At 70.8% G+C, this 23,219-nt stretch carries 21 protein-coding genes, 1 tRNA gene and 1 other RNA gene; 11 read left to right on the plus strand and 12 right to left on the minus strand.

Annotation, left to right across the window (positions count from 1 at the left end):
* Positions 1 to 46: 46 nt before the first annotated feature.
* A complete protein-coding gene (locus tag ACILSK_RS24135; RefSeq protein ID WP_395729737.1) occupies positions 47 to 367 on the minus strand; it encodes a putative quinol monooxygenase in 321 nt (106 codons plus the stop codon).
* A 351-nt stretch (positions 368 to 718) separates the two neighbouring features.
* Here ACILSK_RS24135 and ACILSK_RS24140 point away from each other — a divergent pair, with 351 nt between their 5' ends.
* Entirely contained in the window at positions 719 to 1,189 is a 471-nt protein-coding gene (locus tag ACILSK_RS24140) for a hypothetical protein (protein WP_395729738.1), read from the plus strand.
* An 8-nt stretch (positions 1,190 to 1,197) separates the two neighbouring features.
* A complete protein-coding gene (locus ACILSK_RS24145) occupies positions 1,198 to 2,802 on the plus strand; it encodes a GMC family oxidoreductase (RefSeq protein ID WP_395729739.1) in 1,605 nt (534 codons plus the stop codon).
* 250 nt (positions 2,803 to 3,052) lie between these two features.
* Here ACILSK_RS24145 and ACILSK_RS24150 read toward each other — a convergent pair whose 3' ends face one another.
* The 7 genes from ACILSK_RS24150 to ACILSK_RS24180 all read right to left on the minus strand — a co-directional run bounded on the left by ACILSK_RS24150 (position 3,053) and on the right by ACILSK_RS24180 (position 11,094).
* Positions 3,053 to 3,706: a cysteine hydrolase gene (locus ACILSK_RS24150; RefSeq protein ID WP_395729740.1), complete on the minus strand. Its 654-nt coding sequence runs from the start codon at positions 3,704 to 3,706 to the stop codon at positions 3,053 to 3,055.
* Positions 3,707 to 4,092: 386 nt separating this feature from the next.
* Entirely contained in the window at positions 4,093 to 4,926 is an 834-nt protein-coding gene (locus ACILSK_RS24155) for an IclR family transcriptional regulator (protein ID WP_395729741.1), read from the minus strand.
* A 75-nt stretch (positions 4,927 to 5,001) separates the two neighbouring features.
* Positions 5,002 to 6,099, minus strand: coding sequence for an ABC transporter ATP-binding protein (locus ACILSK_RS24160; protein ID WP_395729758.1), 1,098 nt, complete (start codon positions 6,097 to 6,099; stop codon positions 5,002 to 5,004).
* 86 nt (positions 6,100 to 6,185) lie between these two features.
* On the minus strand, positions 6,186 to 7,232 hold the full coding sequence (locus ACILSK_RS24165; RefSeq protein WP_395729742.1) for an ABC transporter ATP-binding protein: 1,047 nt from the start codon (positions 7,230 to 7,232) through the stop codon (positions 6,186 to 6,188).
* Positions 7,233 to 7,238: 6 nt separating this feature from the next.
* Complete coding sequence (locus ACILSK_RS24170; protein WP_395729743.1) at positions 7,239 to 8,174, minus strand: ABC transporter permease; 936 nt, start codon at positions 8,172 to 8,174, stop codon at positions 7,239 to 7,241.
* Positions 8,174 to 9,184 (minus strand): ABC transporter permease, encoded by a 1,011-nt coding sequence (locus ACILSK_RS24175; RefSeq protein WP_395729744.1) that lies wholly within the window; start codon positions 9,182 to 9,184, stop codon positions 8,174 to 8,176. Before ACILSK_RS24175 ends, ACILSK_RS24170 begins: the two co-directional genes overlap by 1 nt.
* A 173-nt stretch (positions 9,185 to 9,357) precedes the next feature.
* A complete protein-coding gene (locus ACILSK_RS24180) occupies positions 9,358 to 11,094 on the minus strand; it encodes an ABC transporter substrate-binding protein (RefSeq protein WP_395729745.1) in 1,737 nt (578 codons plus the stop codon).
* A gap of 486 nt (positions 11,095 to 11,580) precedes the next feature.
* Between ACILSK_RS24180 and ACILSK_RS24185 the strand changes: the two genes are divergently transcribed.
* The 5 genes from ACILSK_RS24185 (at position 11,581) to ACILSK_RS24205 (ending at position 16,119) form a co-directional block, all read left to right on the plus strand.
* A complete protein-coding gene (locus tag ACILSK_RS24185; RefSeq protein ID WP_395729746.1) occupies positions 11,581 to 12,669 on the plus strand; it encodes an LCP family protein in 1,089 nt (362 codons plus the stop codon).
* Positions 12,670 to 12,795: 126 nt separating this feature from the next.
* Complete coding sequence (gene glyA / locus ACILSK_RS24190; protein WP_395729747.1) at positions 12,796 to 14,157, plus strand: serine hydroxymethyltransferase; 1,362 nt, start codon at positions 12,796 to 12,798, stop codon at positions 14,155 to 14,157.
* Between the two features lie 37 nt (positions 14,158 to 14,194).
* Positions 14,195 to 14,827 carry an MBL fold metallo-hydrolase gene (locus tag ACILSK_RS24195; protein ID WP_395729748.1) on the plus strand — a complete coding sequence of 211 codons (633 nt, stop codon included), beginning with the start codon at positions 14,195 to 14,197 and terminating at the stop codon, positions 14,825 to 14,827.
* 56 nt (positions 14,828 to 14,883) lie between these two features.
* On the plus strand, positions 14,884 to 15,081 hold the full coding sequence (locus ACILSK_RS24200; RefSeq protein WP_395729749.1) for a hypothetical protein: 198 nt from the start codon (positions 14,884 to 14,886) through the stop codon (positions 15,079 to 15,081).
* A gap of 177 nt (positions 15,082 to 15,258) precedes the next feature.
* Entirely contained in the window at positions 15,259 to 16,119 is an 861-nt protein-coding gene (locus ACILSK_RS24205; protein ID WP_395729750.1) for a TerD family protein, read from the plus strand.
* Between the two features lie 7 nt (positions 16,120 to 16,126).
* On the opposite strand, the gene ACILSK_RS24210 is transcribed toward ACILSK_RS24205, so the two are convergent.
* The 3 genes from ACILSK_RS24210 to ACILSK_RS24220 all read right to left on the minus strand — a co-directional run bounded on the left by ACILSK_RS24210 (position 16,127) and on the right by ACILSK_RS24220 (position 21,042).
* Positions 16,127 to 16,405: a hypothetical protein gene (locus tag ACILSK_RS24210; RefSeq protein ID WP_395729751.1), complete on the minus strand. Its 279-nt coding sequence runs from the start codon at positions 16,403 to 16,405 to the stop codon at positions 16,127 to 16,129.
* Between the two features lie 424 nt (positions 16,406 to 16,829).
* The gene (locus tag ACILSK_RS24215; protein WP_395729752.1) at positions 16,830 to 19,544 is read right to left on the minus strand and encodes a DNA polymerase III subunit gamma and tau; all 2,715 of its coding nucleotides are present in this window, start codon (positions 19,542 to 19,544) and stop codon (positions 16,830 to 16,832) included.
* A 121-nt stretch (positions 19,545 to 19,665) separates the two neighbouring features.
* On the minus strand, positions 19,666 to 21,042 hold the full coding sequence (locus tag ACILSK_RS24220; RefSeq protein ID WP_395729753.1) for a PLP-dependent aminotransferase family protein: 1,377 nt from the start codon (positions 21,040 to 21,042) through the stop codon (positions 19,666 to 19,668).
* 68 nt (positions 21,043 to 21,110) lie between these two features.
* Here ACILSK_RS24220 and ACILSK_RS24225 point away from each other — a divergent pair, with 68 nt between their 5' ends.
* The gene (locus ACILSK_RS24225) at positions 21,111 to 21,869 is read left to right on the plus strand and encodes a pyridoxamine 5'-phosphate oxidase family protein (protein ID WP_395729754.1); all 759 of its coding nucleotides are present in this window, start codon (positions 21,111 to 21,113) and stop codon (positions 21,867 to 21,869) included.
* A 25-nt stretch (positions 21,870 to 21,894) separates the two neighbouring features.
* On the opposite strand, the gene ffs is transcribed toward ACILSK_RS24225, so the two are convergent.
* Positions 21,895 to 21,987: signal recognition particle sRNA small type (ffs, locus tag ACILSK_RS24230), an RNA gene on the minus strand.
* Between the two features lie 238 nt (positions 21,988 to 22,225).
* On the opposite strand from ffs, the gene ACILSK_RS24235 reads away from it, so the two are divergent.
* The 3 genes from ACILSK_RS24235 (at position 22,226) to ACILSK_RS24245 (ending at position 23,216) form a co-directional block, all read left to right on the plus strand.
* Positions 22,226 to 22,414 (plus strand): hypothetical protein, encoded by a 189-nt coding sequence (locus ACILSK_RS24235; protein WP_395729755.1) that lies wholly within the window; start codon positions 22,226 to 22,228, stop codon positions 22,412 to 22,414.
* Between the two features lie 139 nt (positions 22,415 to 22,553).
* Positions 22,554 to 23,060, plus strand: a complete 507-nt coding sequence (locus tag ACILSK_RS24240; RefSeq protein WP_395729756.1) for a DedA family protein — start codon at positions 22,554 to 22,556, stop codon at positions 23,058 to 23,060.
* A 71-nt stretch (positions 23,061 to 23,131) separates the two neighbouring features.
* Positions 23,132 to 23,216: transfer RNA gene (locus tag ACILSK_RS24245), tRNA-Ser, on the plus strand.
* The last annotated feature ends 3 nt before the right edge of the window (positions 23,217 to 23,219 follow it).

A 23,219-nucleotide genomic window follows, 5' to 3' on the forward strand; every position in this document is an offset into this window, starting at 1 on the left:
TGCTCCCGGTCCGGGAGGCTCTCGCGTGCCCGGCCCCGTCAGCGGGCTACTTGACCTCCATCTCCCCCAGCTCCGACCACTCGGTGCCGGGCACCACGAAGTTGACGATCTTCGGGGTCGCCTGTAGATACTGCGGGAGGTCCGCCTGAGCCTGCTTGAAGTGCGGTGCGCTCACGTGCGCCTCGGCCGCATCGTCCAGGAACGCCTCGATGAGCACGAACTCGTTCGGGTCGTCGACGCTGCGCGACCAGTCGAAGAACAGGTTGCCCGGTTCGGCCCGCGTCGCCTCGGTGAAGTCCTTGGTCAGATCCAGCCACTTGTCGGCATTCTCGGGCTTCACTTGCCACTTGGCGCAGATGAAGATCATGCGTGACGCCTTTCGGTCGGTTCCTCGTCGAATCGAGCTCTCCCGGGGTCGCCCCCGCACCCGCGCGCCACTGCGCGGGCGGCGGAAGCCGACCGGCGCCGACCCTACGACAGCTGCGCTACCTGCGCGACCGGTCGTTCTCAGCGTGCGAGAACCGGTCTGGAATTTGCCCGATCCGGGCACCACAGTGGCATTCCTGCCGACCGGCGGCCATCCCGTCGACTCGTCGTCCTCCGATCGCTGCGCGATCGAGTGCCGGCGAGCAGACTGGGCCGCGGCACCGTCACACACCACCGCAGGAACCGGGCGGCAGCTGGGTTCTCGCGGGTACCACGACGAAGTGGAGAGGGCATGACTTCAACCCAGGACACCGACCGCGCCAGGCAGGTCCTGATCCGGACATTGCAGGCGGCCTACCCGCACGCGAACGTTCCGCGGGGGCCGTACGAGCGCACGGCGGACAAGCTGATCGCCGACGCGGCCGGCAACCCCTTCAACCAGACGACCCTGGCCCAGGGACTGGCCGACCTGGACGCGCTGGCCGACGGCGACTTCGTCAGTCTCAGCAACGCCGACGGCTACACGCTGCTCAAGCGGATCGAGAACACCCCGTTCTTCGGGTACGTGCGCCGGTTCGCCACCGTGAACCTGTACGACGACCCGGAGACCTGGGCGGCCCTGGGGTATCAGGGCTCCTCATTCGACCAGGGTGGCTACCTGACCCGCGGGTTCAACGACCTGGACTGGCTCCCCGAGCCGCGGATCACCGAATACGACGGCCCGGTGAAGTTCGTGCCCATCAAGACCAAGACCGGAGCGTGAGCTGACACATGGCGACCACCAAGGGCAGCGGCGGCGAGCACGCCGGCGCGACCTTCTCGCAGGACGACGACTCGGTCGTCGTCGTGATCGGCTCGGGCGCGGGCGGCGGCACGACCGTGCACGACCTCACCAAGGCGGGCGTCAACGTCGTCTGTCTCGAAGCCGGCGCGTACTTCACCATCGACGACTGGGTGAACAACGAGTGGGAGGCGTTCAGCCAGATGGCCTGGCTGGACGTGCGCACCACGTCCGGCAGCTGGCGGATGCCCAAGGACTTCCCGAACCTGCCCGCCTGGGTCGTCAAGGCCGTCGGCGGCACCACCACCCACTGGTCGGGCGCGACCCCGCGGTTCCACGACCATGAGTGGAAGGCCCGCACCCACTACGGGCGGATCGACGGGGCCAACCTGCTGGACTGGCCGGTCGACGGCGCGGAGATGGCCCGCTACTACACGACCGCCGAGGATCGGATCGGGTCCACGCACACCAACGGCCGGGCTCCCCTGCCGGCCAACAACAACTACTTCGTGTTCGCCAACGGCGCCGAAAAGGTGGGCTACCACTTCTACGCCACCGGCCCGTACGGCACCAACGCCGAGCCGTACGACGGCCGGCCCTCATCGATCCAGGACGGCTTCAACTTCCAGGGCGACAAGTCGGGCGCCAAGTGGAGCACCCTGGTCAGCGAGATCCCCAAGGCCCTCAAGACCGGCAAGCTCGACCTGCGGCCGAACTCGCACGTCGTGCAGATCACCCACGACGCGTCCGGCAAGGCCGACTCGGTGCTCTACCTGGACGCCGCCGGCAACCTGCAACGGCAGAAGGCGCGCGTGGTCGTCGTCGCCGGCAACTCGATCGAGACGCCGCGGCTGCTGCTGCAGTCGGCCAGCCCGCAGTTCCCGGACGGCCTGGCCAACTCCTCCGGCCAGGTCGGCAAGAACTACATGCGGCACATGACCGGTTCGGTGTACGCGCAGTTCGACCGGCCGGTACACATGTACCGCGGCGAGACGATGGCCGGGCTGGTCGCCGACGAGTCCCGGCACGATCCGGACCGTGGGTTCGCCGGCGGCTTCTACATGGAGACCCTGTCGCTGGGCGTGCCGTTCCTGGCCAGCTTCGTCGAGCCCGGCCTCTGGGGGCCGGAGTTCACCCACATCATGGACGGCTACGCCAACACCGCCGGGATGTGGATCGTCGGCGAGGACATGCCCCAGGAAACGAACCGGGTCACCCTGAACCACGCGGTCAAGGACCAGCACGGGCTGCCGGTGCCGAACGTGCACTTCGACGACCACCCGAACGACACGGCGATGCGCAACTACGGCTACCAGCAGGGTCAGGCCATCTACGAATCGGTCGGTGCCCTGTCCTCGCACCGCACGCCGCCGTACCCGGCCACCCACAACCTGGGGACCTCGCGGATGTCGGAGCGTCCCGAGGACGGCGTGACCAACACGTTCGGGCGGGCCCACGACGTGCCCAACCTGTTCGTCGCCGACGGCTCGGTGTTCACCACCGGTGCCGCCGCCAACCCGACACTGACCATCGTCGCGCTGGCCATCCGGCAGGCCGAACACATCGTGTCCTCACTCAAGGCCCAACAGCTGTAGCCACCACCCACCCTGACCGCGCGGATCAACTACCGCGGCGCGGCCGAACTGGTCGACTTCCGTCCCATCAGTCACATTCGCCGTCAGTTGATCCGCGCGGCTCTCGTTCAGCGAGCCGCCGTCCGAGACGACGAAAGCCGCACCTCCCGCTGGTCGCGGGCGGTGCGGCTCTTGTCGTCGAAAGCGGCCGGCCCGGGTGGGACCATCCGGCTGTGCAACGCGGCCGAATCCTCCTCGCGGGGGAGACCGCTCAGTACCCGCGGCTGGTGTCGGCCGGGCCGGCGCCTCCGCCGAGCGCGTCGGCGAACGCGCCACCGCTGACCGGGCGGGAGAACATCGGGTAATCCTTGGCGATCGCGTTGTCGTGTTCGTCCTGCGAGGTGGCCGCGAGACAGTCGGTCAGCGTGTACACCTGGTACCCGCGCTCGTAGCCGGAGCGCATCGTCGACTCGACGCAGCAGTTGGTCAGGAAGCCGGCGAGGGCGATGGTGTCGATGCCCTTCGACCGCAGGATGAAGTCCAGGTTCGTCGATGCGAACGCGTCCAGGCCGCGCTTTCCCTCGATGACGATGTCGCCATCGACGGGACTCACCTCGTCGACGAACGCGGCGCCCCAGCTGTCCTTGACGAACGAGTTGGATTCGACGACGCCGGCCAGGATGCCGTACGGGGTGGACGAGATCTCCGCGTACCCGGCGGCGAAGCTGATCGGTGAATGAATCACGGTCGCGCCGGCCGCGCGGGCGGCGTCGACGACGTCGGCGGTGTTCTTCATCATCCCGGTCGATTCCATGACGTCCTTGACGGCGCCGTGCAGCGTGCCTCCCTCGGTGGTGAAGTCGTTCTGGTACTCGATGAGCACCACCGCGGTGCGCTTCGGGTCGATGGCGGGGGTGTCGGACATCGCTGTCTCCGTTTCGTGGCACGGTCGTCCCGGCGCCGGCGGTCCTGGCGCGGCGGTAGGTCCGACCGTAGTCCCCGCCTCGAGATCCCACCAACCGCTCAGTGCGGGTTGACGTTTCGCGAACCTGCGACGACAGCGCGGCCGGCCGAGCCCGCACGTTCGGGCCATGGGCCGTCAGCGGGGCACCCTCGACCGGATGGGGGGACCCCGATGACCGACGGTGGATACCCGCGCGGATGAACTCGTTGACAGCTGTCACACCAGCCACAATCGGGGCCGGTTCATCCGCGCAGGCGTTGTTGATCCGCGCGGAAAGGGGGCGCGGGAAGGGTGGCGCGGGACGACGAGGGGGCGGTGGAGAGGAGCGTGCGCCGGGCGGGACGGGGTCAGATCCGCGGCTGCGAATAGGCGCGCAGGCACCGGCTGACCCGTGCGGCACTTCGCCGAACGGCTTCCTCGCAGGCCGGTGCGCTGCGGCGCATCCGTGCGGCCGACCCGGACAGGGCCACCGACCCGACGATCATGCCATTGCCGCCGCGGACACCCGCGGCCACGCAGATCAGATCGGGCATGAATTCTTCGTACTCCCAGGCCACCCCGGTGCGGTTGACCGTGGCCAGGTCGTTCTCCAGATCGGTCCGCCGGGTCATGGTGGCCGGCGTCAGCGAGCGCATCGGATGGTCGTTGAGGTACTGGTCCCGCTGCTCGGGCAGCATGCCGGCCAGCAGCACCTTGCCGAAGGCGGTGGCGTGGGTGGCCTCGTGCAGGCCGACATCCAGGGGCACCACCCGGGGACACTCCGGCGAGTCCTCGACGTGGGCGACGACCACCTCGCTGCCCCGGTACTGGGCGAAGTAGGCGGCCGCACCCACCTGCCGGTGCAGCATGCCGACCTCGGTCCGGACCTCGGGGCTGAGCCCGAACTGCCGATCGACCGACTGGCTCAGGATCCGCAGTTTGATACCGAGGGCGAACCGGCGCTCCTCCCTGAGGTGCACCAGGTAGTCCGCGCCGACCAGGATGTGCGCCAGCCGGTAGGCGGTGGACAGCGGGATGCCGACGCCGACGGCGATCTCCCGCGCGGAGGCACCTTCCCGTTCGGCGACGAACTCGACGATCGACAGGGCCTTGGTCAAGGTCACCGCACCGTTGCCCAGTTCCGATCCGGACGACCGGCGAGGCGGGGACGATGCGGCGGCATTGACGTCGGCGGCGACCATGCCGCCATGGTGCCCGGGAGCTGATCGAACCGCCAACCGGGCCGCAGCCGACCGCCGGCGGCGCGCCCGAAGGAGTCAGATGACCGTTTCCGACACCCGGTGGGGGGTGATCTGCCCGGCGTCGATCTGCGCCGCGTAGTGGCAGGCCACCCGGTGCCCGGGTGCGAACTCGGTCAGCACCGGCCGATCGGTATCGCACAGCGTCGGCTGCCGCCAGGGGCAGCGGGTGTGGAACCGGCAGCCCGTCGGCGGGTTGGCCGGGGACGGCAGGTCGCCGGTGAGCAGGATGCGTTCGCGGCTGTCTTCCACGACCGGGTCCGGCACCGGCACCGCGGACAGCAGGGCGCGAGTGTAGGGGTGCAGCGGCTGCTCGTACAGCTCCCCGGAGCGGGCCTCCTCGACCAGCGCGCCCAGGTACATGACGCCGACCCGGTCGGAGATGTGCCGGACGACGGCCAGGTCGTGCGCGATCACCAGGTAGGTCAGGCCCAGGTCGGCCTGCAGGTCCTCGAGCACGTTGATCACCTGGGCCTGCACCGAGACGTCCAGCGCGGACACCGGTTCGTCGGCGACGATCAGCTCGGGTTCGACGGCGAGCGCGCGGGCGATGCCGATGCGTTGCCGTTGGCCGCCGGAGAATTCGTGCGGGAACTTGCGCAGCGCGGAGGTCGGCAGGCCGACCGCCGACAAGAGGTCGCGGAGCCGCTGGCCGCCCGTCGTGGCGATGCCGTGCGCGCGCATGCCCTCCTCCAGGATCGACTGCACCGACTGGCGCGGGTCGAGCGAGGACAGCGGGTCCTGAAACACCATCTGCATCCGGTGCCGGATCTGGCGCAGCGGTTCGGGTTTGAGGTCGGCCACATCGACCCCGTCGAACAGCACGGACCCGGCGGTCGGCTCCACCAGGCGCAGGATGGCGCGGCCCAACGTGGTCTTGCCGCACCCCGATTCGCCGACCAGGCCGTAGGTCTCGCCGCGCTTGACGGCCAGTGACACACCGTCGACGGCGTAGACGTGGCCGACCACCTTGTCGATCAGCACTCCCTTGCGGATCGGGAAGTGCACCTTGATGTCGTTGACCTCCAGCAGGATCTCGGCGTCCTTGGTGGCGGCGGACAGCTCGGCAGCGGGCCGGTCGGGCAGTGGTTCGGACTCGTGCGCGCCGCGTTCCATCCGATCGGTGGCGGCCTCGGCGGCCGCCTGCGCCGTCGCCTCGTCCGGGTTGACGACGATCGGGTCCTCCCAGGCCGGTCCGGTCGTCATGACGGCCCCTTGGTCAGGTCGAGCCCGCCGGCAGTCCCACCCGCAGTCCCGCCGGCCGCGGCCGGGACGACCGGGTTGTGGCAGCGCTGCAGATGGTCGGGGGCCGCCTGCGGAGCGGGCTCCAGCAGCGGGGTGACCTGCCGGCACGGTTCGATCTCGCGCGAGCACCGCGGCGCGAACGCGCACCCGCCGACCCACGAGATGTTGTCCGCGACCGAACCCACGATCGGCGTCAGCCGCTCCCCCGGCCCGGCGTCCAGCCGCGGGATCGATTCCAGCAACCCGTGCGTGTAGGGATGTCGAGGCGCGGCGAACAACTCATGCCGGTCGGCCCGTTCGACGACGCGGCCCGCGTAGAGCACGTTGACCTCGTCGCACAGCCCGGCGACCACGCCCAGGTCGTGCGTGATCATGATCAGGGCGGTGCCGTGCTCGACCACCAGCGTCTTGAGCAGGGACAGGATCTGGGCCTGGATGGTCACGTCCAGCGCCGTGGTCGGCTCGTCCGCGATGAGCAGCCGCGGCCGGCAGGCCAGGGCCATCGCGATCAGCGCCCGCTGCCGCATGCCACCCGAGAGTTGGTGCGGATACTCCTTGAGCCGCCGGCCCGGATCGGGGATGCCGACCGAGTCCAGCAGGTCGCGGGCCTCGCCCATGGCCGCCGACCGCTTCATCCCGCGGTGCCGCTCCAGCACCTCGGTCACCTGAATGCCGATGGGCACCACCGGATTCAGCGACGACAGCGGGTCCTGGAAGATCATCGCCAGGTCGCGGCCACGACGGTCCCGCATGTCGTTCAGGGGCAGCGCCAGCAGATCGGTGCCCTCGAACTCGACGGTGCCGGTCACCGTGTTCCCGCGGCGCGGCAGCAGGCGCATGATCGCCAGCGAGGTCACCGACTTGCCGCAGCCGGACTCACCGACCAGGCCGACGGTCTGCCCCGGGGCGACGGAGAAGGTGATCCCGTCGACGGCGGTCATCGGCGCGACGCCGCGCCGGTTGAAGGTGACGGTCAGGTCGGAGACGTTCAGCAATGCGTCCATGGGCACCTACCGCCGGCTCTTCGGGTCGATGGCCTCGCGCAGGGATTCGCCCAGCAGGGTGAAGCCCAGGCAGACCACGATGATGGCGATGGCCGGCCAGAACGCCAGCCCCGGGTGCGAATCAATGACGTTCTGCGCCTCGCCGAGCATTTGCCCCCATTCGGATTCGGACACGTCCTGCGAGCCCAGGCCCAGGAACGACAGCGCGGCCGCGTCGATGATCGAGGTCGCGATGACCAGGGTGGCCTGCACGATCACCGGGGACAGCGAGTTGGGCACCATGTGCCGGAAGACGATGGACCCACGCTTGACCCCGAGCGCTCGGGCCGCCAGCACGTGGTCGGACTCGCGCTGGGCCAGCATCTGCCCGCGCAACAGCCGGGCGAACACCGGGATCTGCACCACCGCCACCGCGATGATCACGCTGGTCAGGCTGGGGTTGGCGAACAGCACGGCGATCGAGATGGCCAGCAGCAGGCTGGGAATCGAGAGCATGACGTCGACGATGCGCATGATCACGGTGTCCACCCAGCCCCCGAAGGCGCCGGCGGTGATGCCCAGGATGAGCCCGCCGATCAGCCCGATCGTGGTGGCCAGCACACCGACCAGCAAGGTCTGCCGGCTGCCGACCAGCATGCGGGAGAACAGGTCCCGACCCAGCGTGTCCCCGCCGAGCGGGAAACCCTCCTGCGGCGGGGCGATCTGGTTGCGGGCCCGCGAGGTCTGCCCGATCAGCACCTGCGCGCCCGGGTCGTGCGGCGCGAACAGCGGGCCGAAGATGGCCAACAGCAGGAACAACCCGACGATCACCGCGCCGACCCAGAACAGCGGCGAGACCCGCAGCCGCTGCCAGGCCGACCCCCACAGGGACAGGCCCTTGTCGTCGCTGGTGACCAGCGAGTCGATCCGCTGCTCCCGCGCCCGGCGGTAGGTGGTGACCATCAGCGCGTCCGGATTCTCGGGTCGACCAGCGCGTAGGCCAGGTCGACGAGGGTGTTGATGATGACGAACACCGCGGCCGCGGCGATGATGACCACCTGCATGACCGGGTAGTCCTTCTTGGTGAAGCCGATGGCCAGCGCCTCGCCCAGACCCGGGTAGGCGAAGACCTTCTCGGTGAGCACGGCGCCGACCAGCAGCGCCCCGGTCTGCAACCCGGTCACGGTGATCACCGGCAGCATCGCGTTGCGCAGCACGTGCCGGCTGCGGATGGTGCTGTTGGTCAGTCCCTTCGCCTCCGCGGTGCGCACGAAGTCCTCACCCTGGACCTCCAGCACCGAGGCCCGGGTGATCCGGAAGATGACCGCGAATGGAATGGTGGCCAGCGCGATCCACGGCAGAATCAGGTGCCTGACCGAGTCCCAGGATGCGTCCCATTCCCGGGTGAGCACCCCGTCCAGGATGAACAGGCCGGTGACCCGGGTGGCGCCGATGCCGGCGGTCTGTCGTCCGGACGGGGGTAGCAGACCCAGCCGGACGGCGAAGACGAACTTGAGCAGGAAGGCCAGGAAGAACACCGGGACGGCGATGCCGATCAGCGAGGTGATGATGAGCCCGGTGTCCAGGAAACCGCCCTTGCGTCGCGCCGCGTAGTAGCCCAACGGGATGCCGAACAGCAGGGCCAGCACGATGGCGCCGACGGCCAGCTCGATGGTGGCGCCGAACCGGGTGAAGAACACGTCCATCACATCGGTGCCGGGCGCGACCCCGGTGGACTGGCCGAAGTCGCCGGTCAGCACCCGGCCCAGATACTTGAAGTACTGCACGATGACCGGCTGGTCCAGGCCCAGCACCTTCTCCAGCTGGGCCCGTGACTCGGCGGTGGCCCGTTCACCGAGCAGGGCGCTGACCGGTCCACCGGGCAGGCTGCGCAGCCAGAAGAACAACAGGATCGACAGCACGAACATCACCAGCACCAGTTGGAGCAGGCGGCGAACCGTGTACCTCAGCATCGACACCTCCCGACCGACGGCCGCATGGCACCGCCCCGTTCAGAGTTGCTGGGCCCCCACTCGGACCCCCATCTGATGTTGATCATGGCGTTCTCTGCGCGCCGGTCGGCGTGTCGCCGGCGTGTCGCGCAGAGATCGCCATGATCAACTCGGGGGCGCGAGGGTTAAGCCGGTCAGCCGGTCTTGTAGACCGTGCTGAACCGCTCGTCGGTCAACGGACTGGCCACCAGCCCCTCCACGTCGGCGGCCACGACGATCGCCGGCGGCGAGTGGGAAATCGGCACCGCAGGCAGGTAGGTGCTCATCAGATCCTGGTTGATCTTCACGTACGCCGCGTCGCGCTGAGTCGGATCCGGGATCGCGTCGGCGTCCCGCAGCGCCTGTGACAGCTCGGCACCCCACGGCTGGGTGGCAATGTTGAACCGGTTGTCGGAATCGGTGAAGAAGGTGCCGATGAAGTTGTCCGGGGTGTTGTAGTCCCCGGTCCAGCCGAGCAGGTACAGATCGGCGTCATGCGCCTCCACACCGTCCAGGTATCCACCGGTCCACGGCTTGGAGGTTTCGTTGACGGTGATGCCGACCGCCTCGAGATCGGCCTTGAACGCGGCGAACACGCTCTTGGGGTCGGGCATGTAGGGGCGCGAGACCTCGGTCGGCCACCAGAAGTTGACGGTCAGGTTGGATTGGCCGGCCTCGGCCAGCAGGTCCTTGGCCTTCTGCGGATCGTACGGGTACTTGGTGACGTCGTCGGTCCAGCCGTCCACCGTGTCCGGGTACAGGATATCGGCGACCTGGGCGCCATCCGGCAGCTGCGATTTCACGAACTGATCCCGGTTGAGCGCGTACGCGATGGCCTGGCGCACCTTCAGATCGGCCAGCGCGGGGTTGGTGCCGAAGGTCATCCCCAGGTACAGGACGTTGAAGGCCGGACGCACCTCGACGTTGAATCCCCCCGAGGTCAGGCCATCCCAGTCCGCCGGGCTCGGGAAGTCGTAGCCGTCAATGGTGCCGGCCTGCAGCTCCTGCTTACGCGCGGTCTCGTCCGGGATGATCTTGAAGATCAGCGTCTTGTTCTTGGCCTTCTCCCCGTAGTAGTCGTCGTTGCGGACGAGGGTCACCGTGTTGTTGGCCTTGTCGTAGGCCTGGAACTTGTACGGGCCGGCTCCGGTCGGGTGGTCGGTGGCGTAGGCCGGGTAGACGAACGAATCACCTTGGGCGACCACGTTGTTCGCGTCGTACTGCTTGAGCGCGGTGGGCGACTGAATGGAATAGGACGGCAGGCCGAGCACGCCCGGGAACTTCGAGGTCGCGGTGGTCAGGGTGATGACGGCCTTGTTGCCGTCGGCCTGACAGCTGGCGTAGACAGAGGGCACCGGCGCGCCCGAAGCATCTACCTCATCCTTGAAGCCACCCATCACCGTCGACCAGTACTGGGCCTGGGTCGCACCGGCGCCGGTCTGTGTGTACATCCGGTCGAGATTGAAACAGACGGCCTCGGCATCGACCGGCGTGCCGTCCTGGAACGTCACGCCGTCGCGGATGGTGAACGTCCAGGTCTTGCCGTCGGTGCTCGACTCCCAGGCCGTGGCCAGCGCCGGCTCCGGGTCGGCGGTGCCCGGCTTGAACCGGATCAGGCCTTCGTTGATCTGCCGGGCGACCCGGAAGGTCTCCCCATCCGTGGCATACAGCGGGTCGAACATGCTGGGGGCACCGGCCGCGCCGAACACGAACTGCCCATCGGGGTTGGCCGGCGTCCCACCACTTCCCTCGCCCGCGGACGCCGATGCCGACCCGCCACCGGTCGCCTCGCCGGTCGTGGTCGTCGAACCCCGGTCGGAACTTGCGCAGGCAGTCAGGCCCAGCACCAGGACACCGGCCAGACCGGCTCCCCACCACAATTGACGTTTCACGCTCGCGTTCCTCCAGTTGCTGCTCGGCGATCGGCGATGGCCATGACGGCCCGCGGGCGGCCTCGAAGGGACCGGATGACCGGCCACCTCAACGAGACGTTGCACACCGCGTGTGGCGAACCGTAAACCCCAGTTCACCTGAGGCACCAGTCCGTCATCGCATCGTTATCCACCGACAGTGGCACTCAAACCGGCAACATTGCTCATATCACCCAGATCGGCCGCAAGAGTTGCGCGGCCCCGACATCGGTTCAGGTCGACTCCCGAGCAGTGGCTGGCGATATGCACCCGGCTCACCCGGCAGCGGGCCAGGCGCACCGGAGTGGGGCCCACTGGCGCCCCACAAGTCGGCAAGGCGGAAAAACGCCGGCTGGAATCGCTACAGCACGTAGTCGAGGACCCACGCCGCCACGCGCCATTCGACACCCAGAACCCCTGATTGTCGATCGCTACTCACCTTCAGTAGCTCATCGCTAGACTGATCGGGTGACGCCTGACGTTGACGACCTCCCGGAGACGGCGCCGCCCGAGTCGCCGACCCGCCCCCGGTACCGCGCGCTTCGCGTCGCCGGCCGGGTGCTGGCGCTCGTGGTGGCGGCCGCCGTGGTGCTCGCGTCCGGGGTCGCCTGGTGGGCGGTCGATCGGGTCGACTCGTCGATCGCGCAACGGTCCGTCGATGCGTTGGCGCCGGACGACCCGAACATCCGCACCGCGCCGGCGGCCGGCGGCGACACGGCGACCGCGGAGAACATCCTGATCCTCGGCCTGGACACCCGACCGGCCGACCAGGTGGCGCCCGGCGAAGGCACGTCGCAGTCCGACGTCATGATGATCGCCCACGTCTCGGCGGACCGACAACGCGTCGACCTGGTTTCGATCCCCCGCGATCTGCTCATCCCGGCCCCGACCTGCAAGGCCTGGGACTACTCGACGAACTCGCTGTCCGACCGCGACTTCGACAACCCCTACTCGCAGTGGAAGATCACCAACGCGTTCGCGGTCGGTGGTCCGGCGTGCACCGTCAAGGCCGTACAGGCCCTGACCGGGCTGCGCATCGACCGGTTGGTCGTCGTGCAGTTCACCGGCTTCGCCTCCGTGGTGGACGCGATGGGCGGCCTGACCATGACGTTCGACGGGCCGGTGGTCGACCACGGCCGGACGATCATCGCGAGCGGCGGCACCCAGCTGATCGACGGTGACCAGGCGCTGGCCCTGGCCCGGGCGCGGCGGGTGGCCGGTGATCCGACCGGGGATCTCGGGCGGATCGGCCGCCAGCAGCAGTTGCTGGCCGCGATGCTGGCGCAGGTCAGCAGCGGCGGGCTGATCACCGATCCGGCGCGGCTCGACCGGGTCCTGCAGACCGTCATCGACAACTCGGCCACCGACAACGTCACCGTCGCCGACCTGATGGACCTGGCCCTGTCGGTGAAGGGCAACGAATCGAGCGCCATCCACGACTACACGCTGCCCACGGTGCCGGACACCGACACCGACGGCCTGCTGGCCGCGGCCACGATGCCGGCCTACCTGGAGGCATTGGTCGCCGATCGGCCGCTGCCCGGAGCTGCCGGATGACGGGCTCGGCCATTACCGATTCTTGAGACTCCCGGTCCAGCCGATACGGTGGTGATCCGGGAAAGGCGGGTCCGCCCGCCCGGACAGGCGCCCGCCCACCGGGCGCGACTGGTAGGGAGAATCAGCATGACGACGACCGACCTGGGATCGACCGCGGCAGCCTCGATCACCCCCGCGGACGCGCCCGCCCACCCGTGGCCGGGGCTGAACGCACCGCTGGAGATCGCCGACCCCGAGGTGGCCGAGTACGTGGCCAAGGAGGTGCGGCGGCAGCAGGAGACGTTGGAGATGATCGCCTCCGAGAACTTCGCCCCGGTGGCCGCCATGCAGGCGCAGGGCAGCGTGCTGACCAACAAGTACGCGGAGGGCTATCCGGGCCGCCGCTATTACGGCGGGTGCGAGAACGTCGACGTGATCGAGAAGCTGGCCATCGAGCGGGTGAAGGCCCTGTTCGGGGCCGGCTACGCGAACGTGCAGCCGCACTCCGGGGCGAGCGCGAACGCCGCCGCCATGCAGGCACTGATCAAGCCGGGCGACACGATCCTGGGCCTGTCCCTGGCGCACGGCGGGCACCTGACCCACGGCATGCGGATCAACTTCTCCGGGTTGCTGTACAACGTGGCCGCCTATGAGGTGTCCAAAGAGGACTACCGCATCGACATGGACGAGGTCGGCAAGCTGGCCCGTCAGCACCGGCCGAAGCTGATCATCGCCGGCTGGTCGGCCTACCCGCGGCAGCTGGACTTCGAGCGGTTCCGCATGATCGCCGACGAGGTCGACGCGCTGCTCATGGTCGACATGGCGCATTTCGCCGGGCTGGTCGCCACCGGGCTGCACCCCAACCCGGTGCCCTACGCCCACGTCACGACCACCACCACGCACAAGACCCTGGGCGGGCCGCGGGGCGGAGTCATCCTGTCCAACGACCCGGCGATCGCCAAGAAGATCAACTCGGCGGTCTTCCCCGGCCAGCAGGGCGGGCCCCTGGAGCACGTCATCGCGGCCAAGGCGGTGGCCTTCAAGATGGCCGCCGACCCCTCCTTCACCGAACGGGCCGAGCGGACCCTGCTGGGCGCGCGGCTGCTGGCCGAGCGGCTGATCGAGTCCGACGTCGCCGACGCCGGCGTGAAGGTGCTGACCGGCGGCACCGACGTGCACCTGGTGCTGGTCGACCTGCGCGACTCCGACCTCGACGGGCAGGCCGCCGAGGATCGGCTGCACTCGATCGGCATCACCGTCAACCGCAACGCGGTGCCGTTCGACCCGCGCCCGCCGATGGTCACCTCGGGATTGCGGATCGGCACCCCGGCCCTGGCCACCCGCGGCTTCGGGGCGAGCGACTTCGTCGAGGTCGCGGACATCATCGCCGCCGCGCTCACCGCGCCGGTCGGCGATCTCGACCCGGCGGTGCAGGCCGCCCTGCACGCCCGGGTGACCGCGCTGGCCAACGCGCACCCGCTGTACCCGGGCCTCGGGGTGGTGGCGTGAGGCGCGTGGCGGGCCGAGCGACCCACCACGACCCGGCATGACGTCCGCCCGAGTCGAACGCATCGTCACCTCGGGCACGTTCAGCCTGGACGGCGGCACCTGGGACGTGGACAACAACGTCTGGCTGGTCGGTGATGACGACGAGCTGATCGTCATCGACCCGGCGCACAGCGCGGACGCGATCCTGAGCCGGCTGAACAGCCGCCGGGTGGTGGCCATCGTGTGCACCCACGGACACAACGACCACATCGGTCAGGCGCCGACGCTGGCCGAGTGGACCGGCGCCCCGGTGCTGATGCACCCGGCGGACGCACCGCTGTGGGGGATGACGCACCAGGGCCGGCAGCCGGACGCGGACCTGTTGGACGGCCAGATGATCGCCGTCGCCGGGATGGACCTGCAGGTCCTGCACACGCCCGGGCATTCGCCGGGGTCGGTCTGTCTGTACCTCCCGGCCCTGGGCTGCGTGTTCACCGGCGACACGCTGTTCCAGGGCGGTCCGGGGGCGACCGGGCGGTCGTTCTCCGACTTCCCGACGATCATCGACTCGATCAAGCACCGGCTGCTCACGCTGCCGCCGGACACGGTCGTACACACCGGGCACGGCGACGACACCACCATCGGCGCCGAGGCGCCCCACCTGGACGACTGGGTGCTGCGGGGAAACTGAACCCGCAGGCCCCACCAGTGCTGTCGTGCTGCAATGGGCCGGCCCTGGCGTACGCGGTGCGCGCCTCGAGCCAGCTGCTGGTGGCCGTGCCGGCCCAGGACCCGGATGTTCTGGGGGTGGGGGCGCCGATCAACGAGGTCCTCACCATCGGTGACGTGCGCTGCCTGTCAACAACGGCGCCGTGCCTGCGGGGAAGGATCCGGATCCTGCGGAGGTCAGGGTCCAGCAGTGCCAACGAACCGGACCCGGGCTGACCGTGGTGATGCTGCCGACCGGGCAACCCGCACCCGCGCAGGTCGCCTCCGCCGTCGACGGCATCTGGCGCAGCATTGCCGGGTAGACCGGTCGACCGGACCGCGGCGGCCGTCGGTTCGTCGGCGACTGGGCCGGGGCCACCGCGGCTTCCGCGGGGACCAGGCACCATGGTCGGCATGCCATCGATGGTCAAGGGCTCGAACCTGCCGGTGTCCGCGTCTGCCGTCCGGTGCGTGGTGCGCTGGTCCGGCGGGCCCGGTGTCCCTGACGTCGACGCCTCGGCGTTGGTGCTGGACGAGCGGGGAAAGGTCCGCAGCGACCAGGACCTCGTCTTCTACAACCAGCCGACGCACCCGTCCGGGAAGGTGCGGCACCTGGGTAAGCAGTCCGGGTCCGGCGGCTTCACCGACACGGTCACGGTGGACCTGGCCGGGCTGGACCCGCGGGTGGACCGGGTCGTGCTCGCGGCGTCCGCCGACGGCGGGCCCTTCGGGCGGGTGCCTGGTCTGGCGCTCACCGTGGCCGCCCCGGACGGGGCCGAGATCGCGCAGTTCGTCATCACCGACGCGGCCACCGAGACCGCGTTCGTCTTCGGCGAGCTCTACCGCCGGGCCGGAGCCTGGAAGTTCCGGGCCGTCGGCCAGGGTTACGCCAACGGATTGGGCGGCCTGGCCACGGATTTCGGCATCAGTGTGGACGAACCCGGCCCGGCCGATCCCGCGGCGCGGACCGGGCCGACGGGGCCGACAGACGGGTTGCCGGCGGCCACCGGGTCGCCGGGTGGGGCGGCACCGCGGCCGGACGTCCCGGCCCGGCCGGTGCCACCGGTCCGCGAGGACCGGGGACCGGTGGCCGCACCGACACCCCCCGCCGCCGCCCGCCCCGACGGGGGGCTGACCCCGACCCGCCTGCCGTCCGGCCCGCCCGCCACGCCCTTCGTCCCGGCCCCGCCGACCAGGTTGCCCAGCGGACCGCCGGCCCCGTTCACGCCACTCGCGCCGACGCGGCTGCCCGGCGGGGCGCCGCCCCGCGGCTGATCCTCGGCTACACCGGTCGGGTGGCCGCAGCGACCCGAGCCTGCTCGGCCCCGACCTGCGACGGCACCGGATCCTCGATCACGGCGAGCATGTCGAGCGCCGGGGGTCGCGGTGCGGGCCGGCGTCGCCGACCGATCCGGCTGTGCACCGCCCCGGCCAGCAGGGCCGGGTGGAGCAGGCCGGCCGGCGACCCGATCAGGTGGGTCAGCCGCTGGACGGCGAGGTGGGCGCGTTCACTGCCGTGCACCGCCTGCCGGTTCAGTTCCCGGACCCACGCGCTGGTCATCCGCTGCGCCGCGTTCTGCCGTCCGGACGAGGTGGGTTGGCGCAGGTCGGCAACCGGGCGACAAGCCGGCGCATCAGTCGCCGGGTTCGACGTCCAGAATACCGTGATGTCTGCTATCGGCGATTCGGAGGTGATCTGGTGGTCCTGCACCGCGAACTGGGCAGCCGGGATCCCGGCACGGCCCGCGGGCGCGGTGGCGTCGACGTGCCGCCGATCACCGCATCCCCGCGACGCAAGCACCATCCAGTGCGGTTTTCGATCGGCAGCGCCAACCCGGACCGGTCTCCGGACGATGAGAATGCCGCCCAGCCCGCAGATCGACCGTCACCGCATAACCGAGGGGTCCATCGGCCGGGCGCGACGACACCGAGGGAGGCCAACCAGGCGGAGAGCAGGCGGCCGGAGGAGCGCCACCTGCTCGGGGTCACGCCGGTCCGGACCACCCGGCCGAGCGGTCGCGGTGGACGCCCGGTAGATCGATCACGCGTTGCCGGACGACACCGAACAGTCGTCCGGGATGTCGTCGCACGCACCGGGAGCCACCCCTGTTCGCTGAGCACAGCGAGCCTGGTGGTCTCGGCGGGCAAATCGTCGAGCAGTGGGAGCAGGTCCTCCGCTGCTCGGAGTCCGCGGAGCAGGTAGCTGCGGCTGCCGACCTTGCGGGACGCCGGGGCGGGCGAGGGTGTCCGCAGGCCAGGCGGCTCCGCACGGCGTATGGACGGCCGTTGCGGCGGTCGCGGCCAGCGACCCGCCGACGATCGCGACCGTCGGCGCCGAACCGTCTTCCATCCATGATCGGCTCTCCGGTCGGCATCACAGCCGGACCCGCGACGTCCGTCCTATCGGCGATTCGGAGGTGATCGTGCTTGAGGGCGGCACCGCAGCTTGAGGGATCGGCGTTGACCGCCGTCACCCGGACGGGTCGCCCAACGCGGCCAGCGCGAGCGCACCTGACGGGATCGCGCGGTGCGGTCGCGGTGGACGCCGTCATCACCGTAGTCGTCCGGGATGTCGTCTTCTCGGCCGGTCGGGCGGGGGCGAGCCGTCCCAGGGATCGCGGGCCGGGGCGGGCGCGGACGGCCGTTGCGCCGTGGTCGCGGCCCGGGCGGCACCGACCGGCTCGGCATCCAGCAGCCAGATCGTGCTTGAGTTGCAGCCGGCGTTCGCCGGTTTCGAGCACGCGCCGGGCCAACGCACCCGACGGCATCGCCAGCCGCAGGACGCCGTTTTCCAGGCCGACGACGGTGGCCGATTCCAGCAGGATCTGCGTGGTCCGGCGTTTGACCTGCACCTTGGCCAACACCTCCGGCCAGAGCCGCCGCACGTCGGCGACGTCGATCCCGGTCGCCGGGGTGGGGCTGGCCGAGCCGCTCCCCGAGGATGCCGGCTCGGGAGCGGATGCGGCCGCCGGACGGCCATCGGATCGGGGCGGCGGGGAGGCACCGGACACCGGCGGACGTTCCGGCGGGCCCTGCGCCGGGCGCCGGTCCTCCGAGGACGGGTTCACGGGCCGCTCGTCGGACGGTCGACGGGCGCCGGATGCGGCCGGGCGTTCGGGTGGCCGGCGCCGTTCCGGCTCGGCCGGGCGGGCCGCCGGTGCCCTGTCCGCCGGTCGATCGCCGTCCGGAGCCTCGCCCGACGCCGCCGGCCGACCGCCCGAACCGGACCGGGTCGAGCGCAGGGTCGGCGGGGCCGGCAGTCCGAGATCCGGACCGGCGGGCGCGGCCCGACGTTCGCGGGCGCGCTGACGCTCGGCCGCCGCGGGAGCGGCCGGCCGTCCCTCTGCGCCCCCGCCGGCGGCCGGACGAGGAACCTCCGTCGACCCCGATCCGGCCGGCTCCGGGGCCGGTGGCGGCGAGGCGGCCGGGCGAAGGGGTGGCGTCGCCGGGATCGGCGTGGCACCCGGTGACACGGCGGGTTGCAGCACGGGCGACGCCGGCGCGGGCAGCGGGGCGGCTGCCGCCGTGTGCTCGGCGGCGATCTCCATCCGCCGCTCCATGCGCTCCAGCCGCTGCAGCAGCGCACCGTCGCCGTCCGCCGCGGCCGGCAGCAGCATCCGCGCGCACAGCAGTTCGAGCACGAGCCGGGGCGAGGTCGTCCCGCGCATGTCCACCAGACCGGAGTGCAGCACCTCCGCCATCCGGGTCGCGGTCGCCGCCCCGAGCCGATCGGCCTGGGCCGTCATCGCCTCCAACTGATCCTCGGGGGCGTCGATCAGACCCTTGGCCGCGGCCCCGGGCACCGCGGACAGGACGACCAGGTCACGCAGCCGCTGCAACAGATCGGTGGCGAACCGGCGCGGGTCGTGACCGGCCTCGATGACCCGATCGACCGCCCCGAACACCGACGCGCCGTCGCCGGCGGCCAGCGCGTCGACCACTTCGTCGAGCAGGGCGGCGTCGGTGACGCCGAGCAGGGCGACGGCGCTGCGATAGGTCACCCCCTCCGGCCCCGCGCCGGCCAGCAGCTGGTCCAGCATCGACAGGGTGTCCCGCGCGGACCCACCGCCCGCTCGAATGACCAGCGGCAGCACGGCCGGCTCGACGGTGGCGCCCTCCTGCACACACAAGCGCTCCAGCATGGTCCGCAGCGTGCTCGGCGCGATCAACCGGAACGGGTAGTGGTGCGTGCGCGACCGGATGGTGGTGAGCACCTTGTCCGGCTCGGTGGTGGCAAAGATGAAGACCAGATGCTCGGGCGGTTCCTCGACGATCTTGAGCAGGGCGTTGAAGCCCTGCGGCGTGACCATGTGGGCCTCGTCGATGATGAACACCCGATAGCGGGACTCGGCAGGCATGTAGAAGGCCCGATCCCGCAGGTCCCGGGTGTCGTCGACGCCACCGTGACTGGCCGCGTCCAACTCGACCACGTCCAGCGAACCGGGCCCCTCCGGCGCCAGCGCGATGCACGACGGGCACTCGCCGCACGGCTCCGGCGTCGGCCCGTGCACGCAGTTCAGCGAGCGGGCCAGGATCCGCGCCGACGAGGTCTTCCCGCATCCGCGGGGGCCGGAGAACAGGTAGGCGTGATTGACCCGGCCGGCGGCCAGCGCGGTGCGCAACGGGTCGGTGACATGCTCCTGCCCGACCACCTCGGCGAAGGTCGCCGGACGGTACTTCCGATACAGAGCCAGGGCCACGCAAGCGAGGCTACGGCAGGTGTCCGACACCGCCGTCCCGGCGCACCCCCGTCACGCCCGGCCCACCGGACCGGGTCGGGGCCCGTCCGGCGCCGGCCGAGGGCGGCGCCCGATCCGGCCGTCACAGCAGGGCCGACAACACCTTCAGTCCGGTCGTCAGGTCGCCAGCGGTCGGCCCGGCGTAGCCGATCACCAGCCCCTGCCGCCCGGCCGGATGCAGGTGGTGACGGGCCAATCCGTCCAGCTCGACGCCCTGCTCCGCAGCGGCCGCGATCAGTGCCCGCTCGTCGTCGACCTCCGCGACCACGTGCGCGCCGGCGGCGTCTCCGAGCGGCGTGCGACCGGCGCCGCGGACCGCCGCCACGACCTCGGCCCGGCGGGCCGACAGCTCGCGCCGCAGCCGGCGAAGATGCCGGCCCAGGTCACCGTTCGCGGCGAGGGCGGTGATCACCCGCTGCCCGGCGGCGGCCGGCCGGGAGCCGGTGGCCCGGCGATGCCGCACCAGGTCGGCCCGCACCGCCGGCGGCGCGACCAGCCAGCCGCACCCCAGGCCCGGCGTCAGCATCTTCGATGCCGTACCCAGATGTGTGACCACATCCGGCGCGAGGGCGGCGAGCAGTGGAAGCGGGGCCACGTCGTAGCGAAGCTCGCCGTCGTAGTCGTCCTCGATGACGAGCATCCCGTCCCGCCGGGCCCGTTCGACCAGCTCGACCCGCCGCGCGGCCGTCAGCCGAGCGCCCATCGGGTACTGGTGAGCGGGGGTGACGACCACGGCCGCCATCCCGGCCGGGATGGCGTCGACCACCAGACCGTCGGCGTCGACCGGCACGCCGACCAGGTGGTGTCCGGCGGAGCGCAGCGCGGCCGCGCCGCCGGCGTAGCCCGGGTCCTCCACGGCGATCGAGGAACCGGCCGGAAGAAGGGCGGCGAGCTCCGCCAGCGCGGCGGTGCTGCCGGCCGTCGCCAGCACCCGGGAAGGATCAACGGGCAGGCCCCGGTGGCGCAACAGGTGCTCAACGACGACGGCCCGGAACGCGGGCAGCCCTTCAAGGTCGGCCGACCGTTCGATCGGCGCGTCGGCCGCGACCCGCCAGGCGCGTCGCCACATGGGCCGGTCGATGGCGTCCAGGCAGGGCAGGCCCGCCCTCAGGGTGATGGCCCGGGTGTCCGCACCACCGGCTCGGCCGTCCACCGCCGGCGCCGTAAGGGTGGCCCGAAACGGCGGCTGCGGGCCGTTCGGCAGCGCCCCCGGCACCCCCACGACGAACGTGCCGCTGCCGGGCCGAGCGGCCAGCCAACCCTCGGCCAGGAGTTGGTCGTAGGCGGTGGCGCACACGGTGCGGCTCACCCCCAACTCGGCGGCGAGCGACCGGGTGGACGGCAGCCGATCTCCGGGCCGGAGCGAGCCCGCCATCGCGGCGCCGCGAATGCCGTCGGCCAGCTGGACCCCCAATGGTCGGCCGGCGGACCGGTCGATCGTCAGCGGCGGCAGATCCACAAGTGGCCCTCGAAAACGGTGGGTAATTGGCCCTCGCATCATGCCACTTCCTCGGCCAGGCTGGCCCCATGAGCCAGCCGCGCCGACCGACTCGACCCACCTCCGTGGACGCCTCCTCCGCGGTCTCGACCCCGCTGTCGCCGACGCCGCTGTCGCCGACGCCGCGCAGCACCATCCGGCGCGGGGCCGCGCGGGCCCGCGCCCAGCGGTCCGAGCTCTACGCGGTACTGGACGAGGCCCGGATCTGCCACCTCGGAGTCGTCCGCGACGGCGCCCCGGTCGTCCTGCCCACCGCGTTCGGTCGCTGCGGCGACACGCTCTATCTCCACGGGTCGACCGGTGCCGCGTCGCTCCGGACGGCGGCCGCGGGTGAGCCGATCAGCGTGGCCGTCACCCTGCTGGACGGGGTGGTGCATGCGCGGTCGGTGTTCCACTTCTCGATGAACTATCGCAGCGCGGTGGTGCACGGGGTGGCCCGGCAGGTCACCGATCCGACCGAGCGGCTGGTCGGCCTACGGTCGATCGTCGAGCAGGTCGCGCCGGGCGGATGGGCGCACGCGCGCGGTCCGAATCGCAAAGAGCTGGCCGCAACGAAGGTGCTGGCCCTTGATCTGGCCGAGGCCAGCCTGAAGGTGCGCTCGGGCCCGCCGATCGACGACGAGCACGACCTTCGTGACGACGAGACCCGTGGCCGGTGGGCCGGGGTCGTCCCCCTGCACACCATGCCGGGGGCGGCCGAGCCATGCCCGCATGTCCCGGCCGGGTCGGCGGTCCCCGTCCACGTTCGACACGTTGCCGCGGCGGCGGCGGCCCATCAGGACAGTTGAGCCACTACGGACGCGGGCGGGGAAAAGAAGGGGACCCCCGCACCCGCCAGAGCTCACGGACCCTTGCTGCCTTCCGGCCCTGGGGGGGTTGATGAGATGGACGCCGCGGGGGTCCGGAGAACAGTCTAATAGCTCGACCCGACTGCTCGCGCCAGCTCCACCGGGGCCGCCCGAGGCAGGCTACGGCGGGGCGATCCGCCGCCCGGCCGGGTTGCGTCGGTCAGGGCGTGGACCGGTGTCTCGAAGACCACATCGACCACGGCTTCCTTTGGTCTGACCAAAGGAATAGAATCGATTCAGATGGAAGGCAACGAAGCGAGGTCCATCACCCACACCCTCTCGCACCGGAGATGACGATGACCATCCACATCCTGCAGACCTGGCACCGGCACCACGTCGAGCGCGTCGCCCACCGCTCGTTAGAGCAGGAAATCGCGAGCTACCGCACCGAGGCCGACCGCCTGGACATGGAAGCCCTGCTCGCTCGCTACAGCGACGCCGAGACCGCCGAGATCCGCGAGATCCTGGCCGCCCACGCCGCCTGACGGCCATTCCGAATCGCGGCTGAGGTTAGCCTGCACTTGGGGAACCCCGTAGCCTGGTCGGGGCACACGGACCGGGCGAACGGGGAGTGGACAGCAGTGGCGATCGACTCACTCCGGTCCCGAACCGGCCGGTGAGCAGATGCCTACCTGGTTCGAGGGAATGCCCTTCGGGATCGCCGTCGCGGCCCTGTTCCTGATCGTCCTGCTCCGGGCGCAAGCCACCTACTGGATCGGCCGCGGCGTGATCGCCGGCGCCCTGCACACCCGGTTCGCCGCCCGCCTCAACGGTCCCCGGACGACCCGCGCGATCGCGCTGTTGAACCGCTACGGCGCCCCGGTCGTCACCGTTTCCTTCCTGACCGTCGGATTCCAGACCGTCGCCAACGCGGCGGCCGGGCTGATCCGCATGCCGTGGGTGCGCTACACGATCGCCATGCTGATCGGCTGCGCGATATGGGCGCTCATCTACGCCACCATCGGCTTCGCCGCGCTGGATGCCGCGATGGCGCTGGCCGCCCACTCCCCCTGGCTGCTGATCGGCGCCATCGTGCTACTTGTCGCGGTCGTCGGTGTGGTGGTCATCACCCACCGGCGCCGCCGGTCGGCGGCCCCACCCGACCGGCCGGAGGACGCCCGGGCGCGATGACAGCCACCGTCGCCTGAATTGTCCGATTCTGTCCCTGGGCGTCGGACCGATACACTCTCCCGGCGACACCAGGAGGATTCGCCTAGTGGCCTATGGCGCACGCTTGGAAAGCGTGTTGGGTTAACGCCCTCGGGGGTTCGAATCCCCCATCCTCCGCCC

Source organism: Nakamurella sp. (genome assembly GCF_044224575.1).
Taxonomy (GTDB): domain Bacteria; phylum Actinomycetota; class Actinomycetes; order Mycobacteriales; family Nakamurellaceae; genus Nakamurella.

Coding starts and splice junctions, on each gene's coding strand:
- ACILSK_RS24135 (WP_395729737.1), bottom strand. CDS start 367: ATGATCTTCATCTGCGCCAAGTGGCAAGTGAAGCCCGAGAATGCCGAC.
- ACILSK_RS24140 (WP_395729738.1), top strand. CDS start 719: ATGACTTCAACCCAGGACACCGACCGCGCCAGGCAGGTCCTGATCCGG.
- ACILSK_RS24145 (WP_395729739.1), top strand. CDS start 1,198: ATGGCGACCACCAAGGGCAGCGGCGGCGAGCACGCCGGCGCGACCTTC.
- ACILSK_RS24150 (WP_395729740.1), bottom strand. CDS start 3,706: ATGTCCGACACCCCCGCCATCGACCCGAAGCGCACCGCGGTGGTGCTC.
- ACILSK_RS24155 (WP_395729741.1), bottom strand. CDS start 4,926: ATGGTCGCCGCCGACGTCAATGCCGCCGCATCGTCCCCGCCTCGCCGG.
- ACILSK_RS24160 (WP_395729758.1), bottom strand. CDS start 6,099: ATGGAACGCGGCGCGCACGAGTCCGAACCACTGCCCGACCGGCCCGCT.
- ACILSK_RS24165 (WP_395729742.1), bottom strand. CDS start 7,232: ATGGACGCATTGCTGAACGTCTCCGACCTGACCGTCACCTTCAACCGG.
- ACILSK_RS24170 (WP_395729743.1), bottom strand. CDS start 8,174: ATGGTCACCACCTACCGCCGGGCGCGGGAGCAGCGGATCGACTCGCTG.
- ACILSK_RS24175 (WP_395729744.1), bottom strand. CDS start 9,184: ATGCTGAGGTACACGGTTCGCCGCCTGCTCCAACTGGTGCTGGTGATG.
- glyA (WP_395729747.1), top strand. CDS start 12,796: ATGACGACGACCGACCTGGGATCGACCGCGGCAGCCTCGATCACCCCC.
- ACILSK_RS24195 (WP_395729748.1), top strand. CDS start 14,195: ATGACGTCCGCCCGAGTCGAACGCATCGTCACCTCGGGCACGTTCAGC.
- ACILSK_RS24205 (WP_395729750.1), top strand. CDS start 15,259: ATGCCATCGATGGTCAAGGGCTCGAACCTGCCGGTGTCCGCGTCTGCC.
- ACILSK_RS24210 (WP_395729751.1), bottom strand. CDS start 16,405: ATGACCAGCGCGTGGGTCCGGGAACTGAACCGGCAGGCGGTGCACGGC.
- ACILSK_RS24225 (WP_395729754.1), top strand. CDS start 21,111: ATGAGCCAGCCGCGCCGACCGACTCGACCCACCTCCGTGGACGCCTCC.
- ACILSK_RS24235 (WP_395729755.1), top strand. CDS start 22,226: ATGACCATCCACATCCTGCAGACCTGGCACCGGCACCACGTCGAGCGC.
- ACILSK_RS24240 (WP_395729756.1), top strand. CDS start 22,554: ATGCCTACCTGGTTCGAGGGAATGCCCTTCGGGATCGCCGTCGCGGCC.